Below are 18,691 nucleotides of genomic sequence, written 5' to 3' on the forward strand. Positions count from 1 at the left end.
TCGGTTTCGTGCCCACCTAAGGATACCTCAGCTTATGTTTTGTCGCCGGATGTTTCAGCGAGTGCTCCAACCGTCGCTGAGGTATTTGCTGAAGTATCTGCTAATCGGGGCCGTGCTACTGGCCCCGACCTGGGCGCAGGCTTTCATCGTCAAGGATATCCGCGTCCAGGGCCTGCAGCGCGTCGACGCGGGTACGGTCTTCGGCTATCTACCTTTCAAGGTGGGTCAGGATTTCAACGATCAGGAAGCCAACGAGGCTATCCGCCGCCTGTACGCGTCCAATTTCTTCAACGACGTGAAAATCGGCACAGAGGGCAATGTGGTGATCGTGACGGTGGTCGAGCGTCCCACGGTCGCTTCCATCACGTTCTCCGGCATGCATGAGTTCCAATCCAAGGACATCGTGTCCGAGCTTGCCAAGGTGGGCTTTGCCGAGGGCCGCATTTTCGACCAATCCGCCCTCGACCAGGCCGAGAGCGAGCTCAAGCAGCAGTACTTGAGCAAAGGTCTGTACAGCACCGAAGTCAACGCCACGGTGACGCCGCTGCCGCGCAACCGCGTGGGCATTGCTTTCGACGTCTTCGAAGGCAGTCGTGCCAAGATTCGTGGTATCCATTTCGTCGGCAACAAGGCCTTTTCCACCAGCACGCTGATGGATCAGGTCGATATGAGCACGCCGGGCTGGTTCACCTGGTATACCGACACCGACAAATATTCGCGCGAGAAACTCGAGGCCGATGTCGACAGGATCCGCTCCTTCTATCTGAACCACGGCTACCTGGAATACTCCAACGAGCCGCCACAGGTCACGATCTCGCCCGACCGCAGCAGCATTTACATCACCATTGCCATTCACGAAGGCAAGCCCTACAAGGTGCGCAGCGTCAAACTGGCCGGCAATATGCTGGGGCTGGACGCCGAATTGCAAAAACTGGTGACGGTCAAGCCGAACACGGTTTTCGATGCCTCGCAGACCAACAAGACGGCCAAGGCAATTGGCGACTACCTGGGCGAGCTGGGTTATGCCTTCGCAAACGTCAATCCCAGTCCGGTTCTGGATCGTGCCAAACACGAGGCTGACCTCACGTTCTATATCGATCCGAGCCGCCGCGTGTACGTGCGCCGCATCCAGATGGCCGGCAACACGCGCACCCGCGACACGGTCATCCGTCGCGAAATGCGCCAGCAGGAGGCCGCCTGGTACGACTCCAACCAGATCCGCGTCTCGCGTGACCGCATCGACCGCCTGGGTTATTTCACCTCGGTCGATGTCAAGACCGAACCGGTTCCGGGCTCGCCCGACCAGGTCGACGTCAACGTCAACGTCAAGGAAAAGCCCACCGGCATGATCAGCCTGGGCGTGGGCTACGGTTCGGCAGACAAGGCCATTCTCCAGGCCGGCATCAGCCAGGACAACCTGTTCGGCAGCGGCCACAACGTGTCGTTCAACATCGGCACCAGCAGCGTGCAGAGCTCGGCGGTGCTGACCGAAACGGATCCGTACTTCACCAAAGACGGCATCAGTCGCACGGTTTCGCTTTATTACCGCCTGACCCGGCCCTGGATCGCCGACTCGGGGCAGTACATGGTCCGTACCTATGGTGCAGGCCTGAACTTCGGTGTGCCCATTACCGACACCGATCGTATCTTTCTGGGCGCCAGCGTCGAACGCAACACCATAGGCCTGTACGGCAACAATTCGCCGGCTGCCTACACGGATTACGTCAATACTTACGGCACCACCACCAACGCACTCATCCTGAACACCGGCTGGTCCAAGGATACTCGCGACAGCGCGCTGTCTCCCACCCGCGGTTCGTATACGAAGCTGAACGCCGACGTCGGCGCGGCGGGCTTGAAGTACGTCATGCTCAGTGCGCAGCATCAGTACTACATTCCCTTGAGCCGTTCTTATACGCTGGCCTTCAATGGCCTGGCCAACTACGGCTTCGCCTACGGCGGCAGGCCTTACCCGGTGATCAAGGACATTTACGGCGGCGGTCTGGGTTCGGTGCGCGGCTACCAGTCTTCCTCGCTGGGTCCGCGCGACCAGAACACGGGCGACTTCCTCGGCGGCCAACGCATGCTGGCGGCCAACGTACAGCTTTATCTGCCGGTTCCGGGCACCGGGCACGACGGAACGTTGCGCTGGTTCCTGTTCGCCGATGCGGGCCAGGTGGCGCCGACCAGCTCGATCCCCGGAAGCACCGGATGCTCCAGCGGTACCTACTCCAATGCCTACGGCTTTACCGTCACCGATCCTTGCGCCTGGCGCATGTCCGCGGGTATCGGTCTGTCATGGCAATCGCCTATCGGTCCGCTGCAAATTTCCGTCGGCAAGGCGCTCAATGCCAAGGCAGGCGACAACAAGGAAGCCTTCCAGTTCCAGGTGGGCACGGCCTTCTGATTTTCGTCCCGTTCACAAAGACCATGCCTCCGGGCATGGCACAATACTGCTCCAGGCAGATTTCGTTTTTTGCCGCTTGATGCGGCATGTACTTTCAGGTGAGAGTTTCAATGTCTGATTTTGTCCGTATGACCCAATCCCGCATTCTGCGCCATGGCGCCATGACCGTTGCCGTCGCGCTGTTGGCAGGCTCGGTCGTCATGGGCACGGCCCAGGCCGCGACGACCACGGCGCCGACCGCGGCCGCCTCGACGCAAGGCACCAAGATCGGTTTCGTCAATACCGAGCGCATCCTGCGCGAGTCGGCGCCAGCAAAGGCTGCTCAAGCCAAGATCGAAGCCGAGTTCAAAACGCGCGATGCCGACCTGCAGAAACTGGCCTCCCAACTGCGCGCCAAGGTCGAACAGTTCCAGAAAGACAGCCCGGTGCTGTCGGACTCCGATCGCGCTACGCGCCAGCGCCAGCTTTCCGATCTTGACGCGACCTTGCAGCGCAAGCGCCAGGAGTTCCAGGACGACTTCAACCGTCGCCGCAACGAAGAGTTCTCGGCCATCGTCGCCAAGGCCAACGCGGCCATCAAGAAGATCGCCGAGCAGCAAAACTACGACCTGATCATCCAAGATGCCGTCACCGTCAACCCGCGCGTTGATATCACCGATCAGGTGATCAAGGCCCTGAACTGATCGCTCTCCAGCGATCGTCTCGCGTTTTTTCATGCCGGCTTTATTGGATCCAGCGCAAGCGCCCAGTCTCGATGAGCTCCTGGCGGGCGCCGATACGCAGGGGCTGAGCTGGCGAATCGAATCGCCAGACTCAGCCAGCGGTGCAGGGCCAAGCGTGCCGCGGGTGTGCGGCATCGGGACGCTATCGGGCGCCAGCCCCGGCGAAATCAGTTTTCTCACCAATAAGCGCTATCAGTCGCAGCTGATGGGCACCAAGGCTGCCGCGGTCATCGTGCCGGAACAGGCGGTCGAGCTGCTAAGGCCTTACGCGCCGCTACCGTTTGCGCTGGTGGTCAGCGACCAGCCTTACCTGCTTTATGCCCGTCTGGCACAGTGGTTCGACGCGGCGCGCCGGCCCTTGCCGCCGCCAGGCGTACATCCCACTGCGGTGGTCGCGGTCGACGCCGTTCTTGAAGACGGCGTGAGCGTGGGACCGCACTGCGTGGTCGAATCCGGCGCCCGCATCGGGCGCGGCACGATTCTGGGGCCGGGTTGCGTCATCGGCGAAGGTTCAATCCTTGGGCCGGATTGCCGGTTGCATGCCCGCGTCACGCTCTATCATGGCGTCTCCGTCGGAGCGCGCGCCATCCTGCATAGCGGCGTAGTGCTGGGCGCCGACGGCTTCGGCTTTGCGCCGGACTCGACGCGAGGCAAGGGCGCCTGGGGCAAGATTCCCCAATTGGGCGGGGTCAGGCTGGGCGACGACGTCGAAGTCGGCGCCAATACCACGATCGACCGCGGCGCCCTGGAAGACACCCAGATCGCCGACGACGTCAAGCTCGACAATCTGATCATGATCGCGCACAACGTGCGCATCGGTGCCCATACCGCCATTGCGGGCTGTGTGGCTGTGGCCGGGTCTGCCGTCATCGGCGAGCGCTGCATCATCGGCGGTTCGTCGGCCATCGCCGGCCATATCACGATCGCCGACGATGTGACGGTATCGGGCAAGACGGGGATTTTCTCCAGCATCGCCAAGCCCGGGCACTACACGTCCGTGTATCCTTACTCGGAGCATGCCCAGTGGCAGCGCAATGCCGCGGTGATTCCTCACCTGGCCGATTTGCGCAAGCGCTTGCGGGCGCTCGAAAAGAAAAGCGGCGGCGCGAGCTGACCGCAGTGCCTCGCTGCCGATGCGCCATGGCGGGGCAACAATAATTTAAAACTCGTATTCAGGAAAAGACTCAGCATGGAACTCGACATCAAGGCGATTATGGAACGGTTGCCGCATCGTTATCCGATGCTGCTCATCGACCGCGTTCTGGAAATGGTGCCGGGCAAATCCATCGTGGCCCTCAAGAACGTCTCGATCAACGAACCCTTCTTCGAAGGCCACTTCCCGCATCTGCCGGTAATGCCGGGCGTGCTCATCGTCGAGGCCATGGCCCAGGCCGCAGCCATCTTCTCTTTCTCCAGCGAAGACGGCAGCAAGTCGCTGGACACCAGCAAGACGGCCTACTATCTGGTGGGCGTGGACGGCGCGCGCTTCCGCAAGCCTGTCGTGCCCGGCGATCAGCTGCGCCTCGAAGTCCAGGCCGAACGCCTGAGCCGCACCATCTGCAAATACAAGGGTATCGCCCTGGTCGACGGCCAGGAAGTGGCCGAAGCCACACTCATGTGCGCAATCCGCAGCCTGGAAAGCTAATGTCCGGAATCATCCACCCCACCGCGATCGTCGACCCCGCCGCCAAGCTCGACCCTACGGTGAACGTGGGGCCCTACAGCGTCATCGGACCCGACGTAACCATAGGCGCCGGCACCGATGTCGGTCCGCATTGCGTCATCGACGGCGTCACCACCATCGGCCGCGACAACCGCTTCTACCGCTATTGCTCCATCGGCGGCATGCCCCAGGACAAAAAATACGACGGCGAGCGTACCGAGCTCCTCATCGGCGACCGCAACACGATTCGCGAGTTCACCACCTTCAACACCGGCACGGTGCAGGACGGCGGCAAGACCATCGTCGGCAGCGACAACTGGATCATGGCCTACGTGCACATCGCGCACGATTGCCGCATCGGCGACAACACGATCCTGGCCAACACGGTGCAACTTGCCGGCCATATCGAAGTGCACGACTGGGCTATCGTCGGCGGCATGACGGGCGTGCATCAGTTCTGCAAGATCGGCGCGCACAGCATGGTGGGCGGCGGCACGTCGCTGGTGCAGGACGTGCCGCCCTTCGTGCTGGCTTCGGGCAACGACGGCGCCTGCCGTCCGGCGGGCATCAACGTCGAAGGCCTGAAGCGTCGGGGCTTCAGTCCGATCGCCATTTCGGCTTTGCGCGACGCGTACAAATCGCTGTATCGCCGCGGACTGACCCTCGACGAGGCCTGCCTGCAGTTTCGCTCCCAGATGCAGGCCGAACCCGAAGCTTACGATGCTTTACAGACCTTGCTTGAATTCGTCGAAAGCTCCCGGCGCGGCATCATCCGTCCATGAGCACGTCGGCTCCGCTTGGCCGCCCCAAGGAGCCGACCGCTTCCTTGGGGGGCAGCGAGCCCAGTGAGCGAGCGGGCTTGCGCGCAGCGGCTTCGCTCGCCATCGGCATGGTGGCCGGTGAGCCGTCCGGTGATCTGCTGGCGGGCCGCGTCATCGCCGGCCTGCATCAGCGCTTTCCCGGCGTTGCGATCCAAGGCATAGGCGGCCCGCGCATGCTGGAGCATGGCTTCGAAGCGTGGCACGACATGCATGCGCTGACGGTGTTCGGATTTGTCGACGCCTTAAAGCGCCTGCCCAGCCTGGTCTCCATTTATAACGATACGAAAAAGCGCTTACTGAGTGCCCCCCCCGCGGTCTTCGTAGGCATCGACGCGCCGGATTTCAATCTGCGCCTTGAACGCGAACTGCGCCGGGCCGGCACGCCCACCGTGCATTTCGTAGGGCCTTCGATCTGGGCCTGGCGCTATGAGCGCATTCACAAGATACGCGAGTCCGTTTCGCACATGCTGGTGCTGTTTCCCTTCGAAGAAGAGATCTATCGCAAGGAAAACATCCCGGTCACTTACGTAGGCCATCCGCTCGCGCAGACTATTCCCATGAGGCCTGATCGCGCAGCCGCGCGCGCGCGGTTGGGGGTGGACGCATCGGCCCGCATGTTGGCCATTTTGCCGGGCAGCCGCTCGTCGGAAATCCGTCTGATAGGGCCGCGCTTTCTGCAAGCCGCCCAAGGTCTCATGCGTCGCGATCCCAAGCTGGTGTGCGTCGTTCCTATGGTCAACCCGCAGCGCCGCGCCGAATTCGAAGCCTTGCTGGCGCAATATCCAGTGCCCAATCTGCGCTGCGTCATGGCGCAAGATCGGGTCGGGCAGGACGCGGCTGCAGCGCAGCCGGTGGCATGGTCTGTCATGGAAGCCGCCGACGCGGTCCTCGTCGCCAGCGGCACGGCCACACTGGAAACCGCGCTCTATAAGCGGCCCATGGTCATTTCCTATGTGCTTTCGCCCTGGATGCGCCGCATCATGGCCTGGAAGTCCAAGCAGGAGCGGCCTTATCTTCCCTGGGTAGGTTTGCCCAACATTTTGCTGCGCGACTTTGTCGTGCCCGAGCTTTTGCAGGACGATGCGACGCCGCAAGCCTTGGAGGCGGCGGCCTGGGCGGCATTGACCGACGACGCTCGCGCAGCGAGACTGGAAGTGAAATTCACCGCCTTGCACCAGGAGCTGCTGCGCGACACCCCGGCCTTGGCTGCGCAGGCCATCGCTGCGGTTGCAGACGGCCGGTTGTGAGGCGACCGGGGCCGACTTGATTGCGCCGGGCGTCGGCCGAACAAGGGTTGCTAGTGTGGTTCGGGCGGCAATACGTCGGGATGCGCGAGCGTTCTGTACGGTAGCGCCGATGTCTTCGGATCGTTCGTGGTCTCGTCGATCACCTTTAGAACGTCGGCAGTCTTGGCGAGTTCGAACAAGAATTTCTTCTTGTCGAAGTTCGCCGACACGCAGCCCTGCACGATGATGAAACGGCGCTGCAGCATCAGCCACAAGGCCGTATGTTCGCGCCAGCCTGTCGTGCGGTCGATGAACGCAAGGCGTCGCCGGACCGCCTCCGCGATCTCATGGTCGTATTGGTAGGCATTGGACAATCTGCAGCGTCCTTCCCACCAGCAGCTGTTGCCGTCCTCGACGCGATAATGCACGCGAGTGGTCCATTCGTTTTCCGTGTAGAGCGGTCCCAACGGAGTGGGACAGTTCGCGACTGCATGCGAAATCTGGAAGAAGGGATCGCTGCCGCGATTCTGCCTGGCGCCGTCGGCGTAAGACGCCTGGCTCACAAGTGCGATCAGCAAAATCCCCATACCCCGATGAATTCTGTTCATGGCCGACCCTTTTGAATTGGCGCAGCGTGCCTGGGAATTCATGGTAAGTTGCGCCGCATGCGCATGCAACCCGATTTGTTCGACCAGACCGACGGCATCGACGCCTCCGCCACCGCCGGCGTGGACGAGGCGGGCCGCGGCCCGCTGGCGGGCGCCGTTTACGCTGCCGCCGTCATTCTCGACCCCTCGCGCCCCATCGCGGGCCTGGCCGATTCCAAGGCGTTGTCCGCAGTCAGGCGTGAAGAACTGGCCTTGGTCATACGCGAGCGCTCGCTGGCATGGTGCGTCGCCCATGCCAGCGTCCAGGAGATCGACAAGCTCAACATCCTGCGCGCCACGCTCCTGGCTATGCAGCGCGCCGTCGAGGGACTGGCCGTCGCACCGCGACTGGCATTGGTCGACGGCAATCAGCCGCCCAGGCTGCAGTGCGCGGTGCAGACCATTATCAAGGGCGACGCGGAAGTGCCTGCCATCTCCGCCGCTTCCATCCTGGCCAAGACGGCGCGCGATGCCGATCTCATGCGCCTGCATGCGCTGTATCCGCAGTACGCTTTCGACAAGCACAAGGGCTACGGTACGGCTCAGCACCTTGACCTGCTGCGCGAGCACGGCCCGTGTCCCGAGCACCGCCGCAGCTTCGCGCCGGTCAAGGCGTTGATGCAGACCTGACGATGTTCGACCATGAAATCCATAAGTTCTCGCGATAATCCGCTGGTCAAGACGCTGCGCAAATCGGCGGCAGGCGCCGGTCGCCGCGGAGAACCGGTGCTGCTGGACGGCGTACACCTCTGCCAGGCCTGGCTGCAGCGCCATGGCGCGCCCAATTACGCCGTATTCGACGAAGAAAAGCTGCAGCGTCCCGAATTGCAGGCCCTGGCGGCACAACTACCTGCATCGGTCTGCATTGCGCTGGATGCGCGCCTGATGCGCGAATTGGCCAGCGTGGAAAGTGGGCAGGGCGTGCTGTTTCTGGTTCACCCTCCCGAGCCAGAATTGCCCGGGCGCATCGCCGAGAACTGCGTGCTGTTCGACCGTATTCAGGATCCCGGCAACGTCGGCACCTTGCTGCGCACCTGCGCGGCGGCAGGGGTGCGCAGGGTGTTCCTGTCGATCGGCACGGCAGCCGCCTGGTCCCCCAAGGTGGTGCGCAGCGGTCAGGGCGCGCATTTTGCGCTGGCCATCCACGAGCATCAGGATCTGCAGGCCTTGCTGCCGCGTCTGGACCTGCCCCTGGTCGCCACGGCGCTCGAGGGCGCGACCGATCTTTACGCTCAGGACTTGCCGCGCTCCTGCGCCTGGGTCTTCGGCCATGAGGGGCAGGGTGTGGCGCCCGAGCTGTTGCGGGCTGCCGGCTTGCGCCTGCGCATTCCCCATGATAGTGCGGCCGTGGAGTCGCTCAACGTCGCCGTCGCCGCAGCGATATGCCTTTTCGAGCAGCGGCGCGTGCATGGCGGGCAGTGAACGACCGGACATGCGGTTTTGTGCTATGGTTTTTATAATACTGATAGGCTACGATTATGCATCGTGCCTTGAGCGGCACTTCCGGAGAGAAACCCATGAGCAAACAGATCATTCACACCGATGACGCGCCGGCCGCGGTCGGTCCGTATTCCCAGGCTGTGGCGGCCTCGGGCAGCAAGACGGTGTACCTCTCGGGCCAGATCGGCCTGGAACCTGCCACGGGTGAACTGGTCGCCGAAAGCTTCGAGGCGCAGGTGCGCCAGGCGTTCGCCAACCTCAAGGCCGTAGTTGCCGCTGCCGGCGGCACGCTGGACAACGTCGTCAAGCTCACGCTTTTCCTTACCGATCTGGGCAAGTTCGCCGCGGCTAACGCCATCATGGCCGAACTCATTCCTCAGCCTTTCCCTGCACGCTCGACTATCGGTGTGGCCAGCCTGCCCAAGGGCGCCCAGTTCGAGGTCGAGGCGATTCTGGTGATCTGACACGGCCGCGAACGAGCCGCACGTCCGACCCCGTCTGCCCTAGAACCGGCAGCCACTTGCGAGCGCGTAGATCCATGGCGCCCTCAGCGGCCGCATCCCGCGAGCCCCGCGCAGCCGAAGCGGGAATGAGCGCTATCGAGCGCAAGTTCCATGCGCTGGGCCTGCGCGAGCATCAGGATTTCATCCTGCATCTGCCGCTGCGCTACGAGGACGAGACCCGCATCACGCCCATCGCGCGCCTGCGGCCGGGTTTTCCGGCGCAGGTCGAAGGCGACATCCTGCGCTCAGAAATCCAGTATCGCCCGCGCCGACAGCTCACCGCGATCATCGCCGACGACACGGGCGAGTTGCAGCTGCGCTGGCTGAATTTCTACGGCAGCCAGCACAAGCAGCTCACGGCGGGACGCAGGCTGCGTGCGCGCGGCGAGGTGCGCGGCGGCCTCTGGGGCCGCGAGATGGTGCACCCGCGCATGAGTAATGCCGATGCGCCGCTGCCTCAGGCGCTCACGCCCGTCTACCCGAGCACCGAAGGCCTGCCGCAGCCCACGCTGCGCAAGGCCATCGACGCGGCGCTCAGATTATCCGATCTGTCCGACACGCTGCCCGAGGGCTTGCGCGAACGCTATGACCTGCACGCGTTCGAGCCGTCCATCCGCTTGCTGCACGCGCCGCCGCCCGGGGTGGCCGAAGCCGACCTGATCGAGCGCGCGCATCCGGCCTGGCGGCGCATCAAGTTCGACGAACTGTTGGCGCAGCAGTTGTCTCTGGCTGAGGCCAGGGCGGGCCGGCGCAGCAAGCAGGCCCAGCCCATGCCCGCGTCCACGCAGCCCGGCAATCTGACGCAGCGGTTGCTTGCGGCGCTGCCGTTCGGGCTGACGCGGGCGCAGCGGCGGGTGTGCGATGAAATATCCGAAGACCTGGGCCGCGCGTATCCGATGCATCGCCTTTTGCAGGGCGACGTGGGCAGCGGCAAGACCGTGGTGGCCGCCATGGCGGCCGCGCAGGTCATCGACAATGGTGCCCAGGTGGCGTTGATGGCGCCGACCGAAATCCTGGCCGAGCAGCACTATCGCAAGCTATCGGCCTGGCTCGAGCCCCTGGGCGTGAAGATCGCCTGGCTGAGCGGCAGCCTGCCCGTCAAGGCGCGGCGCGAGGCCACGGCGGCCGCGGCCGAGGGCGCCGTGCAACTGGTGGTGGGAACTCAGGCCCTGGTGCAGGACCACGTGGTATTTCACGACCTGGGTTTGTCCATCGTCGACGAGCAGCACCGCTTCGGGGTCGGCCAACGGCTGGCCTTGAGCCGCAAGGGCGAAGAGGGCAGGCTCGCGCCGCACCAACTGCACATGAGCGCCACGCCGATCCCGCGCACCCTGGCCATGACGTTCTTCGCCGATCTTGACGTGTCGGTCATCGACGAGCTGCCGCCCGGCCGCACGCCGGTGCTGACCAAGCTGGTTGCCGACGCACGCCGCGAAGAAGTGCTCATGCGCATTGCCCAGGCCGCGCGCCACGGCCAGCAGGCGTATTGGGTCTGCCCCCTGGTCGAAGAAAGCGAAGCGCTGCAGTTGCAGACCGCCGTCGACACGTACGAGACCATGCGGGCCGAGCTGCCGGATCTGCGCATAGGCCTGGTGCACGGCCGTCTGGCGCCGGCCGAGAAAGCCGAGGTCATGCGCGCTTTTCGCGATGGCGAGATCGACCTGCTGGTCGCCACCACGGTCATCGAAGTGGGCGTGGACGTACCCAATGCGTCGCTCATGGTGATCGAGCATGCCGAGCGCTTCGGTCTGGCGCAGCTGCATCAACTGCGCGGCCGAGTGGGGCGAGGTACGGCCGAATCGGTGTGCGTGCTGCTATATCAGCACCCTTTGTCGCCGGTGGCGCGCGAGCGCTTGCGTGCCATGTTCGAGACCAACGATGGCTTCGAAATCGCGCGGCGCGACCTGGCTCAGCGCGGCCCCGGGGAGTTCCTCGGCACGCGCCAATCGGGCCTGGCGCTGTTGCGCTTCGCCGACATCGAGCTGGACGCCGCGATCGCCGAGCAGGCCCGGGAGGCCGCGACCTGGCTGCGCAAGCACGATCCGCGGGCTGTCGCCGCGCACCTGGCGCGCTGGATGCGCGGGCGCGAAGACTTTCTGCGCACCTGATATTTCGTCAACCTTTAGCCTTAGCTCCTGCCGCCATGACGCTTACCGAGTTGAAATACATTGTCGCCGTCGCGCGCGAACGCCACTTCGGGCGAGCCGCCGAAGCATGCTTCGTCAGCCAACCCACGTTGTCGGTGGCCATACGCAAGCTTGAAGACGAGCTGGGCGTCACGTTGTTCGAGCGCGGGGGGGCCGAAGTAGGCGTCACCCCCATAGGACAGCGCATTGTGGTCCAGGCGCAGAAGGTCTTGGAAGAGAGCGCCAGCATCAAGGAGATCGCGCGTCAGGGCCACGACCCGCTGGCCGGCGCGCTGCGCGTAGGCGTGATCCATACCGTCGGCCCCTACCTGCTGCCGCGCCTGGTGCCCGCACAGATCGAACTGACGCCGCAGATGCCTTTGGTGCTGCAGGAAAACTTCACCGTACGCCTGCTCGAATTATTGCGCCAGGGCGAGATCGACTGCGCCATCATGGCCTTGCCCCTGCCCGAATCGGGCCTGATCGTGCAGCCGCTGTACGACGAGCCCTTTATCGTGGCGGTGCCGCAGACACATGAAATGGCCAAACTCAAAGCCATCGACGCGCACGACTTGAAAAAACAGAACATGCTGCTCCTGGGTTCCGGGCATTGCTTTCGCGACCAGGTGCTGGAAGTGTGCCCCGAACTTTCGCGCTTTTCGGCCACCAGCGACGGCATCCAGCGCACGTTCGAGGGCTCGTCGCTGGAAACGATCCGGCATATGGTGGCGGCCGGCATCGGCGTGACGGTGCTGCCTATGAGCGCCGTACCGGAGACCGCGGCCGAGCCCCCGGCGGGCAGGAACCTGTTGCGCTATGTGCCTTTCGCCGGCAGCGTGCCAGAGCGCCGTATCGTCCTGGCGTGGCGCCGCAGTTTTCCGCGTCTGGCGGCCGTCGAGGCGTTGGCCCAGGCGGTGCGCATCTGCGGCCTGCCGCACGTGAAGATGCTCGACGAAGAGCCTGTTCAGGCTTGATTTCCCCGACGGCGCCCAAGTCGGCGCGGTGAGCGGCAATGTTAATCTTTGACCTCTCACTAGATTGCAAAAAATCAACGCTATGACCTTACTCGTGACCGGCGGAGCCGGCTTCATCGGCGCGAACTTCGTGCTGGACTGGTTGGCAGCCTCGCAAGAGTCCATCGTCAATCTGGACAAGCTGACCTATGCCGGCAATCCCGATACGCTGGCCTCGTTGCAAAACGATGCGCGGCACACGCTGGTGCAGGGCGACATCGGCGACAGCCAGCTCGTGGACAGGCTGCTGGGCCAATACCGGCCGCGCGCAGTCGTCAATTTCGCCGCCGAGTCGCATGTCGATCGATCGATACACGGCCCGGCCGAATTCATGCAGACCAACGTCATCGGCACCTTCAATCTGCTGGAGTCGGTGCGGGCTTATCTGCCGACCCTGACTGATGCCGAGCGCGGCGCCTTCCGCTTTCTGCACGTTTCCACCGACGAGGTCTACGGCACGCTCGCGCCCGAAGATCCGCCTTTCACCGAGACGACGCCCTATGCGCCCAACAGCCCGTATTCGGCCTCCAAGGCGGCTTCCGATCACCTGGTGCGGGCCTGGCACCATACCTACGGCCTGCCGGTACTCACCACCAATTGCTCCAACAATTACGGGCCCTATCATTTTCCGGAGAAACTGATTCCGCTCGTCATCCACAACGCCTTGGCGGGCAAGCCTTTGCCGGTGTACGGCGACGGCATGCAGGTGCGCGACTGGCTGTACGTAAAAGACCACTGCAGCGCCATACGCCGTGTGCTCGAGGCCGGCAGGCTGGGAGAGACCTACAACGTGGGCGGCTGGAACGAGCGCGCCAACATCGATGTGGTGAAGACGATCTGCGCACTGCTCGACGAGTTGCGGCCTTTGCCGCAAGGGCGTCGCTATAGCGACTTGATTACCTTCGTCAAAGACCGCCCGGGGCACGACCGCCGCTATGCCATCGACGCACGCCGCCTCGAGCGCGAGCTGGGTTGGCGCCCGGCCGAGACTTTCGAAACCGGCATACGCAAGACGGTGCAGTGGTACCTCGACAACCAGGGCTGGGTGCAGGGCGTGACCAGCGGCGCCTATCGCAATTGGGTGTCGCGCCACTACGGTGCCTGAGGACTCTCGCAATGAAGATCTTGCTCACGGGCTGCAACGGGCAACTGGGCTTTGAATTGCAGCGCAGCCTGGCCGTGCTGGGCGAGGTGGCGGCCATGGACCGCCGCCGCTGCGATCTGGCCGACCCGGAATCCATCCGTGCGGCCGTGCGTGCCGAGCGTCCGGACATCGTCATCAACGCGGCCGCCTACACGGCCGTGGACAAGGCCGAGCAGGAGCCCGAGCTGGCCTTGCAGGTCAATTGCCAGGGGCCGGGCGTGCTGGCCGCCGAAGCGCAGGCGCTGGGCGCGCTACTGGTGCATTATTCCACCGACTACGTGTTCGATGGCACGCAGCAAACGCCCTACGGCGAAGGCGATGCCACAGGGCCGGCCAGCGTCTACGGGCATAGCAAGCTGGTAGGCGAGCAGGCGGTAGGCGCGGCGTGCGAGCGTCATCTGATCCTGCGCACCAGCTGGGTGTACGGGGCGCATGGCGGCAATTTTCTGAAGACCATGCTGCGCGTAATGCGCGAGCGCGATGCCTTGCGCGTGGTAGGCGATCAAACGGGCGCGCCCACGGGCGCCGCGCTGATCGCCGATGTGACCGCACAGATGCTGGGACGCTATTTGGCAGACGCAAAATACGGCGCGCCGTTTCCCTACGGCACTTATCATCTGGCGGCCCGGGGCGAAACTACCTGGTACGACTATGCCGTGCTGATAGGACGGCTGGCCCGCGCAGCGGGCGCGCCCTTGGCAGTGCAGCCCGAGCAGATCCAACGCATCTCGACGGACCAATATCCGCTGCCGGCGCGCCGTCCGGCGTCGTCGCGTCTGGATACAAGCAAGCTGCGTTCGACCTTCGACCTGGCCTTACCGCCCTGGGAAGACGGCGTTCGGCAAGTCGTGCAGGTTCTGCTCGGCGTCTGAGAGCTCGGCTCACGCGCTACGCGGCGTGGGCTTGAGCGCGAATGCGCCGTCGCCGAGCAAGGCCAGCGCCGCCGCCGCGATCGCCAGAAAAATCGGGTATTCCCAGCCGCCGTTGGCGTTGGTGAACATCCAGCCGTTGCCGAAGTGCACCGTCGATGCCGCGAACAGTTCGATCGCGGCCACCGCGGCGATCAGGCGGGCATAGACTCCCGTCACAAGCAATACGCCGGCAGCGATTTCGAATGCGATGATCGGCCAGGCCAGCCAGCCGGCGAAGCCCACCGACTCAAAGAATTTCGCGGTACCGGCCGGCGTGAAGAGGATCAGCTTGGTTAAGCCATGCGCGACGAACATGATGCCCAGCGCGATGCGCAGGACGAGAGCGGAGTAGGGAGCAGTGCGGGTATCGGTCATGATGGTTCCTGGTTAGTTGAGATGCAGGTGCTGGTCCACCCAGCGAGAGAAGTCATTGACGATGTCGGCGTTCAAGGCGTGGCCGACCGGATAAAGGCGCGTCTCGTGCGAGACGCCCAATTGCGTCAGTAGTGCGTCGCTTTGCGCAGCCAGGGCAACAGGCAGCTTGTCGTCATATTGGCCGTGCATGACTAGCGCGCGGACATTTGCCAGTTTTTCGGATGAGGCAAGACGCGGTTCCAGCTCCGGCAGGATGCGGCCGCTGAGAATCGCGAAGCGCGGTACGTCGTTCGGCGCGGATAATGCGACGCTCGCGCTCATGATTCCGCCCTGGCTGAAGCCCGCCATCACTGCCGTGACGGGCATATCCCGGTCGGCGTGGCCGAGCGAACGGACCAGTGCGAGCAACCGCTCGCGACTGTCTTCGGCTTGCGCGGGATCGATGACGCTGCCCTGCGGCCCGAATCGCACGTGGAACCATGCGTATTGTCCGCTGCCCAATGCAACGGGACCGCGCACGAAAACCAGTTCAATGCGCGGGTCGAGGTCTTGCGCGAGGGCAGTCAGATTGGTTTCGCTGCCGCCGAAGCCATGCAGCAAGAACAGGCGACCCGTGGGCCGGCCTGCGGCCGGACGCACCCGGTACGAAAGGCCGGAGACGCGGTCGCTGTGCAAAGTGTCCATGATTTGCGATGCCTTATCGGAGCGTTGATGGGGCCATTCTATTGACTATTAATTTGTTAATAAATTAGTATTTCGTGAACTTATAGTCCCAATAAACGAGATAATTAATGGATCGAAGCCTGGAAATGGCGACATTCGTGGCCGTCGTCGATGCCGGTAGTTTCGTCCGCGCGGCCGATGCGCTGCGCGTGTCGAAAGCCGCGGTGTCGCGGCATGTCGATGCGCTCGAACAGCGGCTCGGCGTGCGCCTGCTGCAGCGGACCACCCGCCGCTTGTCGCTAACCGAGGAAGGGCGCCTGTTCTATCAGCGTGCGCGAGATATTCTCGGTGCGATGGACGATGCGGAGGCCGAGGCCGGCTCGCGTATGCATACACCCAGCGGACTGGTGCGGGTCAATGCGCCGGTCAGCTTCGGCATACTGCACCTGGCTACCTTATGGGGAGATTTCCTGGAGGCGTATCCGCAGATCGATCTGGACATCACCTTGAACGACAGGGTGGTGGATCTCGTCGACGAGGGCTACGACCTGGCGGTTCGGATCAGCTCGCTGCCCGATTCGTCGTTGATCAGCCGCAAGCTGGCCCATACAGAGATGCTCCTATGCGCTTCGCCCGGCTATCTGGCTCGCCACGGCGCTCCGGCGCATCCGCGCGAGTTGGGCAAGCACCCCGTGCTGGCCTATACGAATCTCGCAGGCCGCGACGAATGGCGGTTCTTCGGGCCCGATGGCGAAAGTGTGGTGAAGACGGCACGCGTGCGCGTTTACTCGAATAATGGCGATACGTGCCGCGCGCTCGCGCTGCGAGACGGCGGCATCATCCTGCAGCCCAGCTTCATGATCGACCAGGACATCAGAGAGGGCCGTCTGATCAGACTGATGCCGGAATACCGCTCGATCGCGCTGGGCATCTACGCGGTGTACCCCAGCCGCAAGCAGTTGCCGCTCAAGGTGCGAAGCCTGATCGATTTCCTGTCCGAGGCGTTTCGTGCGCCGCCGTGGCAGACCGATTAGGCCTGCCGTCCTGGCCGCATCAAAGATTCGCTACCCGCTTGCCGCTGTCGATCTCGAACCAGTGCATGGGGTGCCTGCCATCGGGTCCGATGTCCAGGCGCGCGCCCGGCTGCAGCGGCGCTTCGGTCAACTGCCGGGTCGTGCAGCGCACGATCAACCGGTCGTTGCCGTAGCGGCAGTGCACCAGTTGCTCGGAACCCAGCGTTTCGATCATCTCGACCTCGGCCGACAGGCCGCGGGTGTTGAGGATCATGTATTCGGGCCGCAGGCCCAGAATCACCTTGCGGCCGCGCACGGCGGGCGGCACGTCGTTGGGCGAGATGTCCAGCGGCAGGCTGCCCTCGAGGGTCTGCATGGTGCCGTCGCCGGCCACCTTGACCTGGATCAGGTTCATGGGCGGCGAACCGATGAAGCTGGCGACGAACACCGAGGCTGGTTTTTCGAACACCTCGACCGGCGTGCCGATCTGCTCGGGCACGCCCTGGTTCATGACGATCATGCGATGCGCCAGCGTCATGGCCTCGACCTGGTCGTGCGTGACGTAGAGGCTGGTGGTTCTCAGGCGGCGATGCAGCTTGAGAATCTCCAGGCGCATGGCCACGCGCAGCTTGGCATCCAGGTTGGAGAGCGGTTCGTCGAAGAGAAACACCTTGGGTTCGCGCACGATGGCGCGGCCCATGGCCACGCGCTGGCGCTGCCCGCCGGACAGCGCGCGCGGGCGGCGGTCGAGCAGCTTGGACAGTTCCAGGATTTCGGCGGCGTCGTCGACGCGCTTCTTGATCTCTTCTTTGGGCAGCTTGCGCAGCTTCAGGCCGTAAGCCATGTTGTCGAACACGCTCATATGCGGATAGAGCGCGTAGTTCTGGAACACCATGGCGATGTCGCGGTCGGCGGGCTCCAGGTCGTTGACCGTGTTGCCGTCGATCTGGATCTCGCCGCTGGTGACTGCTTCCAGGCCGGCCACCATGCGCATCAGCGTGGATTTGCCGCAGCCGGACGGGCCGACGATGACGATGAATTCGCCGTCGGCGATCTCCATATCGATGCCGTGGATGACGGCGATGTTGCCGGCGTAGGTCTTCTTGACGTTCTTGAAGCTGAGAGTGGCCATGAGTAGCGCGAACGGGTAAGGGATTATTTTTCGGCGTCGACCAGGCCTTGCACGAACCATTTCTGCATCAGGATCACGACCAAAGCGGGCGGGATCATGGCGAGAATGGTGGTGGCCATGGTGATGTTCCATTGGGTGACGTCGTCGCCGCCGGCGACCATGCGCCGTATGCCCACCACGATGGGGTACATGTTTTCCTTGGTGGTGATGAGCAGCGGCCAGAGATACTGGTTCCAGCCGTAGATGAACTGGATGACGAACAGCGCCGCGATGCTGGTCTTGGACAGAGGCAGCAGCACGTCGTAGAAGAACCGCATGGGACCGGCGCCGTCGATACGCGCGGCCTCGACCAGTTCGTCGGGCACAGTGAGAAAAAACTGGCGGAACAGGAATGTAGCGGTGGCCGAGGCGATCAGCGGCAGGGCCAGGCCGGCATAGCTATTGAGCATGTGCAGATCGGCCACGACCTGGTAGGTGGGCGCGATGCGCACCTCGACAGGCAGCATCAGCGTAATGAAGATCATCCAGAAGCAGAGCTGGCGTCCGGGAAAACGGAAGTACACCACGGCGTAAGCCGAGATGATGGAGATGAGAATCTTGCCGATGGCGATGGACAGCGCCATGACCAGGCTCACCCACAACATGCGGCCGACCGGAGAGGCGCCGGAGCCGCCTGCGGTGATCGCGGTGATGTAGTTCTCGACCATGTGCGAGCCGGGCAGCAGCGACATGGGCGCGTTGGCGACTTCCTGCGCGGTCTGCGTGGACGCGATGAAGGTCACGTAAAGCGGAAAGGCCACGATGAGCAGGCCGACGATCAGGATGACGTGGGCCAGAAAATCGAGCCAGGGGCGGCGTTCTACCATGGAGTTGATCTAGTTCGTG

The 18,691-nt window shown here is 63.6% G+C and carries 19 protein-coding genes; 14 read left to right on the plus strand and 5 right to left on the minus strand.

Annotation, left to right across the window (positions count from 1 at the left end):
• Positions 1-49: 49 nt before the first annotated feature.
• The 6 genes from bamA (at position 50) to lpxB (ending at position 6,860) form a co-directional block, all read left to right on the plus strand.
• A complete protein-coding gene (gene bamA, locus ACTHJ1_RS17500; RefSeq protein ID WP_440195270.1) occupies positions 50-2,407 on the plus strand; it encodes an outer membrane protein assembly factor BamA in 2,358 nt (785 codons plus the stop codon).
• Between the two features lie 128 nt (positions 2,408-2,535).
• The gene (locus tag ACTHJ1_RS17505) at positions 2,536-3,090 is read left to right on the plus strand and encodes an OmpH family outer membrane protein (protein ID WP_440195111.1); all 555 of its coding nucleotides are present in this window, start codon (positions 2,536-2,538) and stop codon (positions 3,088-3,090) included.
• Between the two features lie 31 nt (positions 3,091-3,121).
• Positions 3,122-4,243 (plus strand): UDP-3-O-(3-hydroxymyristoyl)glucosamine N-acyltransferase, encoded by a 1,122-nt coding sequence (gene lpxD / locus ACTHJ1_RS17510; RefSeq protein ID WP_440195114.1) that lies wholly within the window; start codon positions 3,122-3,124, stop codon positions 4,241-4,243.
• 75 nt (positions 4,244-4,318) lie between these two features.
• Positions 4,319-4,774 (plus strand): 3-hydroxyacyl-ACP dehydratase FabZ, encoded by a 456-nt coding sequence (fabZ, locus tag ACTHJ1_RS17515; protein WP_440195117.1) that lies wholly within the window; start codon positions 4,319-4,321, stop codon positions 4,772-4,774.
• Positions 4,774-5,574 (plus strand): acyl-ACP--UDP-N-acetylglucosamine O-acyltransferase, encoded by an 801-nt coding sequence (lpxA, locus tag ACTHJ1_RS17520; protein ID WP_440195120.1) that lies wholly within the window; start codon positions 4,774-4,776, stop codon positions 5,572-5,574. Before fabZ ends, lpxA begins: the two co-directional genes overlap by 1 nt.
• Positions 5,571-6,860, plus strand: a complete 1,290-nt coding sequence (gene lpxB, locus ACTHJ1_RS17525) for a lipid-A-disaccharide synthase (RefSeq protein WP_440195123.1) — start codon at positions 5,571-5,573, stop codon at positions 6,858-6,860. Before lpxA ends, lpxB begins: the two co-directional genes overlap by 4 nt.
• Before the next feature lie 50 nt (positions 6,861-6,910).
• Here the strand turns inward: lpxB and ACTHJ1_RS17530 are convergent, their stop codons facing one another.
• Positions 6,911-7,426: a BON domain-containing protein gene (locus ACTHJ1_RS17530; protein WP_440195273.1), complete on the minus strand. Its 516-nt coding sequence runs from the start codon at positions 7,424-7,426 to the stop codon at positions 6,911-6,913.
• 78 nt (positions 7,427-7,504) lie between these two features.
• Between ACTHJ1_RS17530 and rnhB the strand changes: the two genes are divergently transcribed.
• The 7 genes from rnhB to rfbD all read left to right on the plus strand — a co-directional run bounded on the left by rnhB (position 7,505) and on the right by rfbD (position 14,584).
• Positions 7,505-8,116 (plus strand): ribonuclease HII, encoded by a 612-nt coding sequence (gene rnhB, locus ACTHJ1_RS17535; RefSeq protein WP_440195126.1) that lies wholly within the window; start codon positions 7,505-7,507, stop codon positions 8,114-8,116.
• Between the two features lie 12 nt (positions 8,117-8,128).
• Positions 8,129-8,908: a TrmH family RNA methyltransferase gene (locus tag ACTHJ1_RS17540; protein ID WP_440195129.1), complete on the plus strand. Its 780-nt coding sequence runs from the start codon at positions 8,129-8,131 to the stop codon at positions 8,906-8,908.
• Between the two features lie 95 nt (positions 8,909-9,003).
• Positions 9,004-9,390, plus strand: coding sequence for a Rid family detoxifying hydrolase (locus ACTHJ1_RS17545; protein WP_440195132.1), 387 nt, complete (start codon positions 9,004-9,006; stop codon positions 9,388-9,390).
• A 74-nt stretch (positions 9,391-9,464) separates the two neighbouring features.
• Positions 9,465-11,537, plus strand: a complete 2,073-nt coding sequence (recG, locus tag ACTHJ1_RS17550; protein ID WP_440195135.1) for an ATP-dependent DNA helicase RecG — start codon at positions 9,465-9,467, stop codon at positions 11,535-11,537.
• 35 nt (positions 11,538-11,572) lie between these two features.
• On the plus strand, positions 11,573-12,529 hold the full coding sequence (locus tag ACTHJ1_RS17555) for a LysR substrate-binding domain-containing protein (protein WP_440195138.1): 957 nt from the start codon (positions 11,573-11,575) through the stop codon (positions 12,527-12,529).
• Positions 12,530-12,611: 82 nt separating this feature from the next.
• Positions 12,612-13,673, plus strand: coding sequence for a dTDP-glucose 4,6-dehydratase (rfbB, locus tag ACTHJ1_RS17560; protein WP_440195141.1), 1,062 nt, complete (start codon positions 12,612-12,614; stop codon positions 13,671-13,673).
• Between the two features lie 11 nt (positions 13,674-13,684).
• On the plus strand, positions 13,685-14,584 hold the full coding sequence (gene rfbD, locus ACTHJ1_RS17565; protein ID WP_440195144.1) for a dTDP-4-dehydrorhamnose reductase: 900 nt from the start codon (positions 13,685-13,687) through the stop codon (positions 14,582-14,584).
• A gap of 9 nt (positions 14,585-14,593) precedes the next feature.
• Here the strand turns inward: rfbD and ACTHJ1_RS17570 are convergent, their stop codons facing one another.
• Both ACTHJ1_RS17570 and ACTHJ1_RS17575 read right to left on the minus strand, forming a co-directional pair.
• Positions 14,594-14,998, minus strand: coding sequence for a DoxX family protein (locus ACTHJ1_RS17570; protein WP_440195147.1), 405 nt, complete (start codon positions 14,996-14,998; stop codon positions 14,594-14,596).
• A 12-nt stretch (positions 14,999-15,010) separates the two neighbouring features.
• The gene (locus ACTHJ1_RS17575) at positions 15,011-15,682 is read right to left on the minus strand and encodes an alpha/beta hydrolase (protein WP_440195150.1); all 672 of its coding nucleotides are present in this window, start codon (positions 15,680-15,682) and stop codon (positions 15,011-15,013) included.
• A gap of 107 nt (positions 15,683-15,789) precedes the next feature.
• Between ACTHJ1_RS17575 and ACTHJ1_RS17580 the strand changes: the two genes are divergently transcribed.
• Positions 15,790-16,695: a LysR family transcriptional regulator gene (locus ACTHJ1_RS17580; RefSeq protein ID WP_440195153.1), complete on the plus strand. Its 906-nt coding sequence runs from the start codon at positions 15,790-15,792 to the stop codon at positions 16,693-16,695.
• Between the two features lie 19 nt (positions 16,696-16,714).
• Here the strand turns inward: ACTHJ1_RS17580 and ACTHJ1_RS17585 are convergent, their stop codons facing one another.
• Both ACTHJ1_RS17585 and ugpE read right to left on the minus strand, forming a co-directional pair.
• Positions 16,715-17,806, minus strand: coding sequence for a sn-glycerol-3-phosphate import ATP-binding protein UgpC (locus ACTHJ1_RS17585; RefSeq protein ID WP_440195156.1), 1,092 nt, complete (start codon positions 17,804-17,806; stop codon positions 16,715-16,717).
• A 23-nt stretch (positions 17,807-17,829) separates the two neighbouring features.
• Positions 17,830-18,672: a sn-glycerol-3-phosphate ABC transporter permease UgpE gene (gene ugpE, locus ACTHJ1_RS17590; protein WP_440195159.1), complete on the minus strand. Its 843-nt coding sequence runs from the start codon at positions 18,670-18,672 to the stop codon at positions 17,830-17,832.
• Positions 18,673-18,691: the final 19 nt, after the last annotated feature.

The organism is Bordetella sp. (assembly GCF_051960075.1).
GTDB lineage: Bacteria > Pseudomonadota > Gammaproteobacteria > Burkholderiales > Burkholderiaceae_B > Bordetella.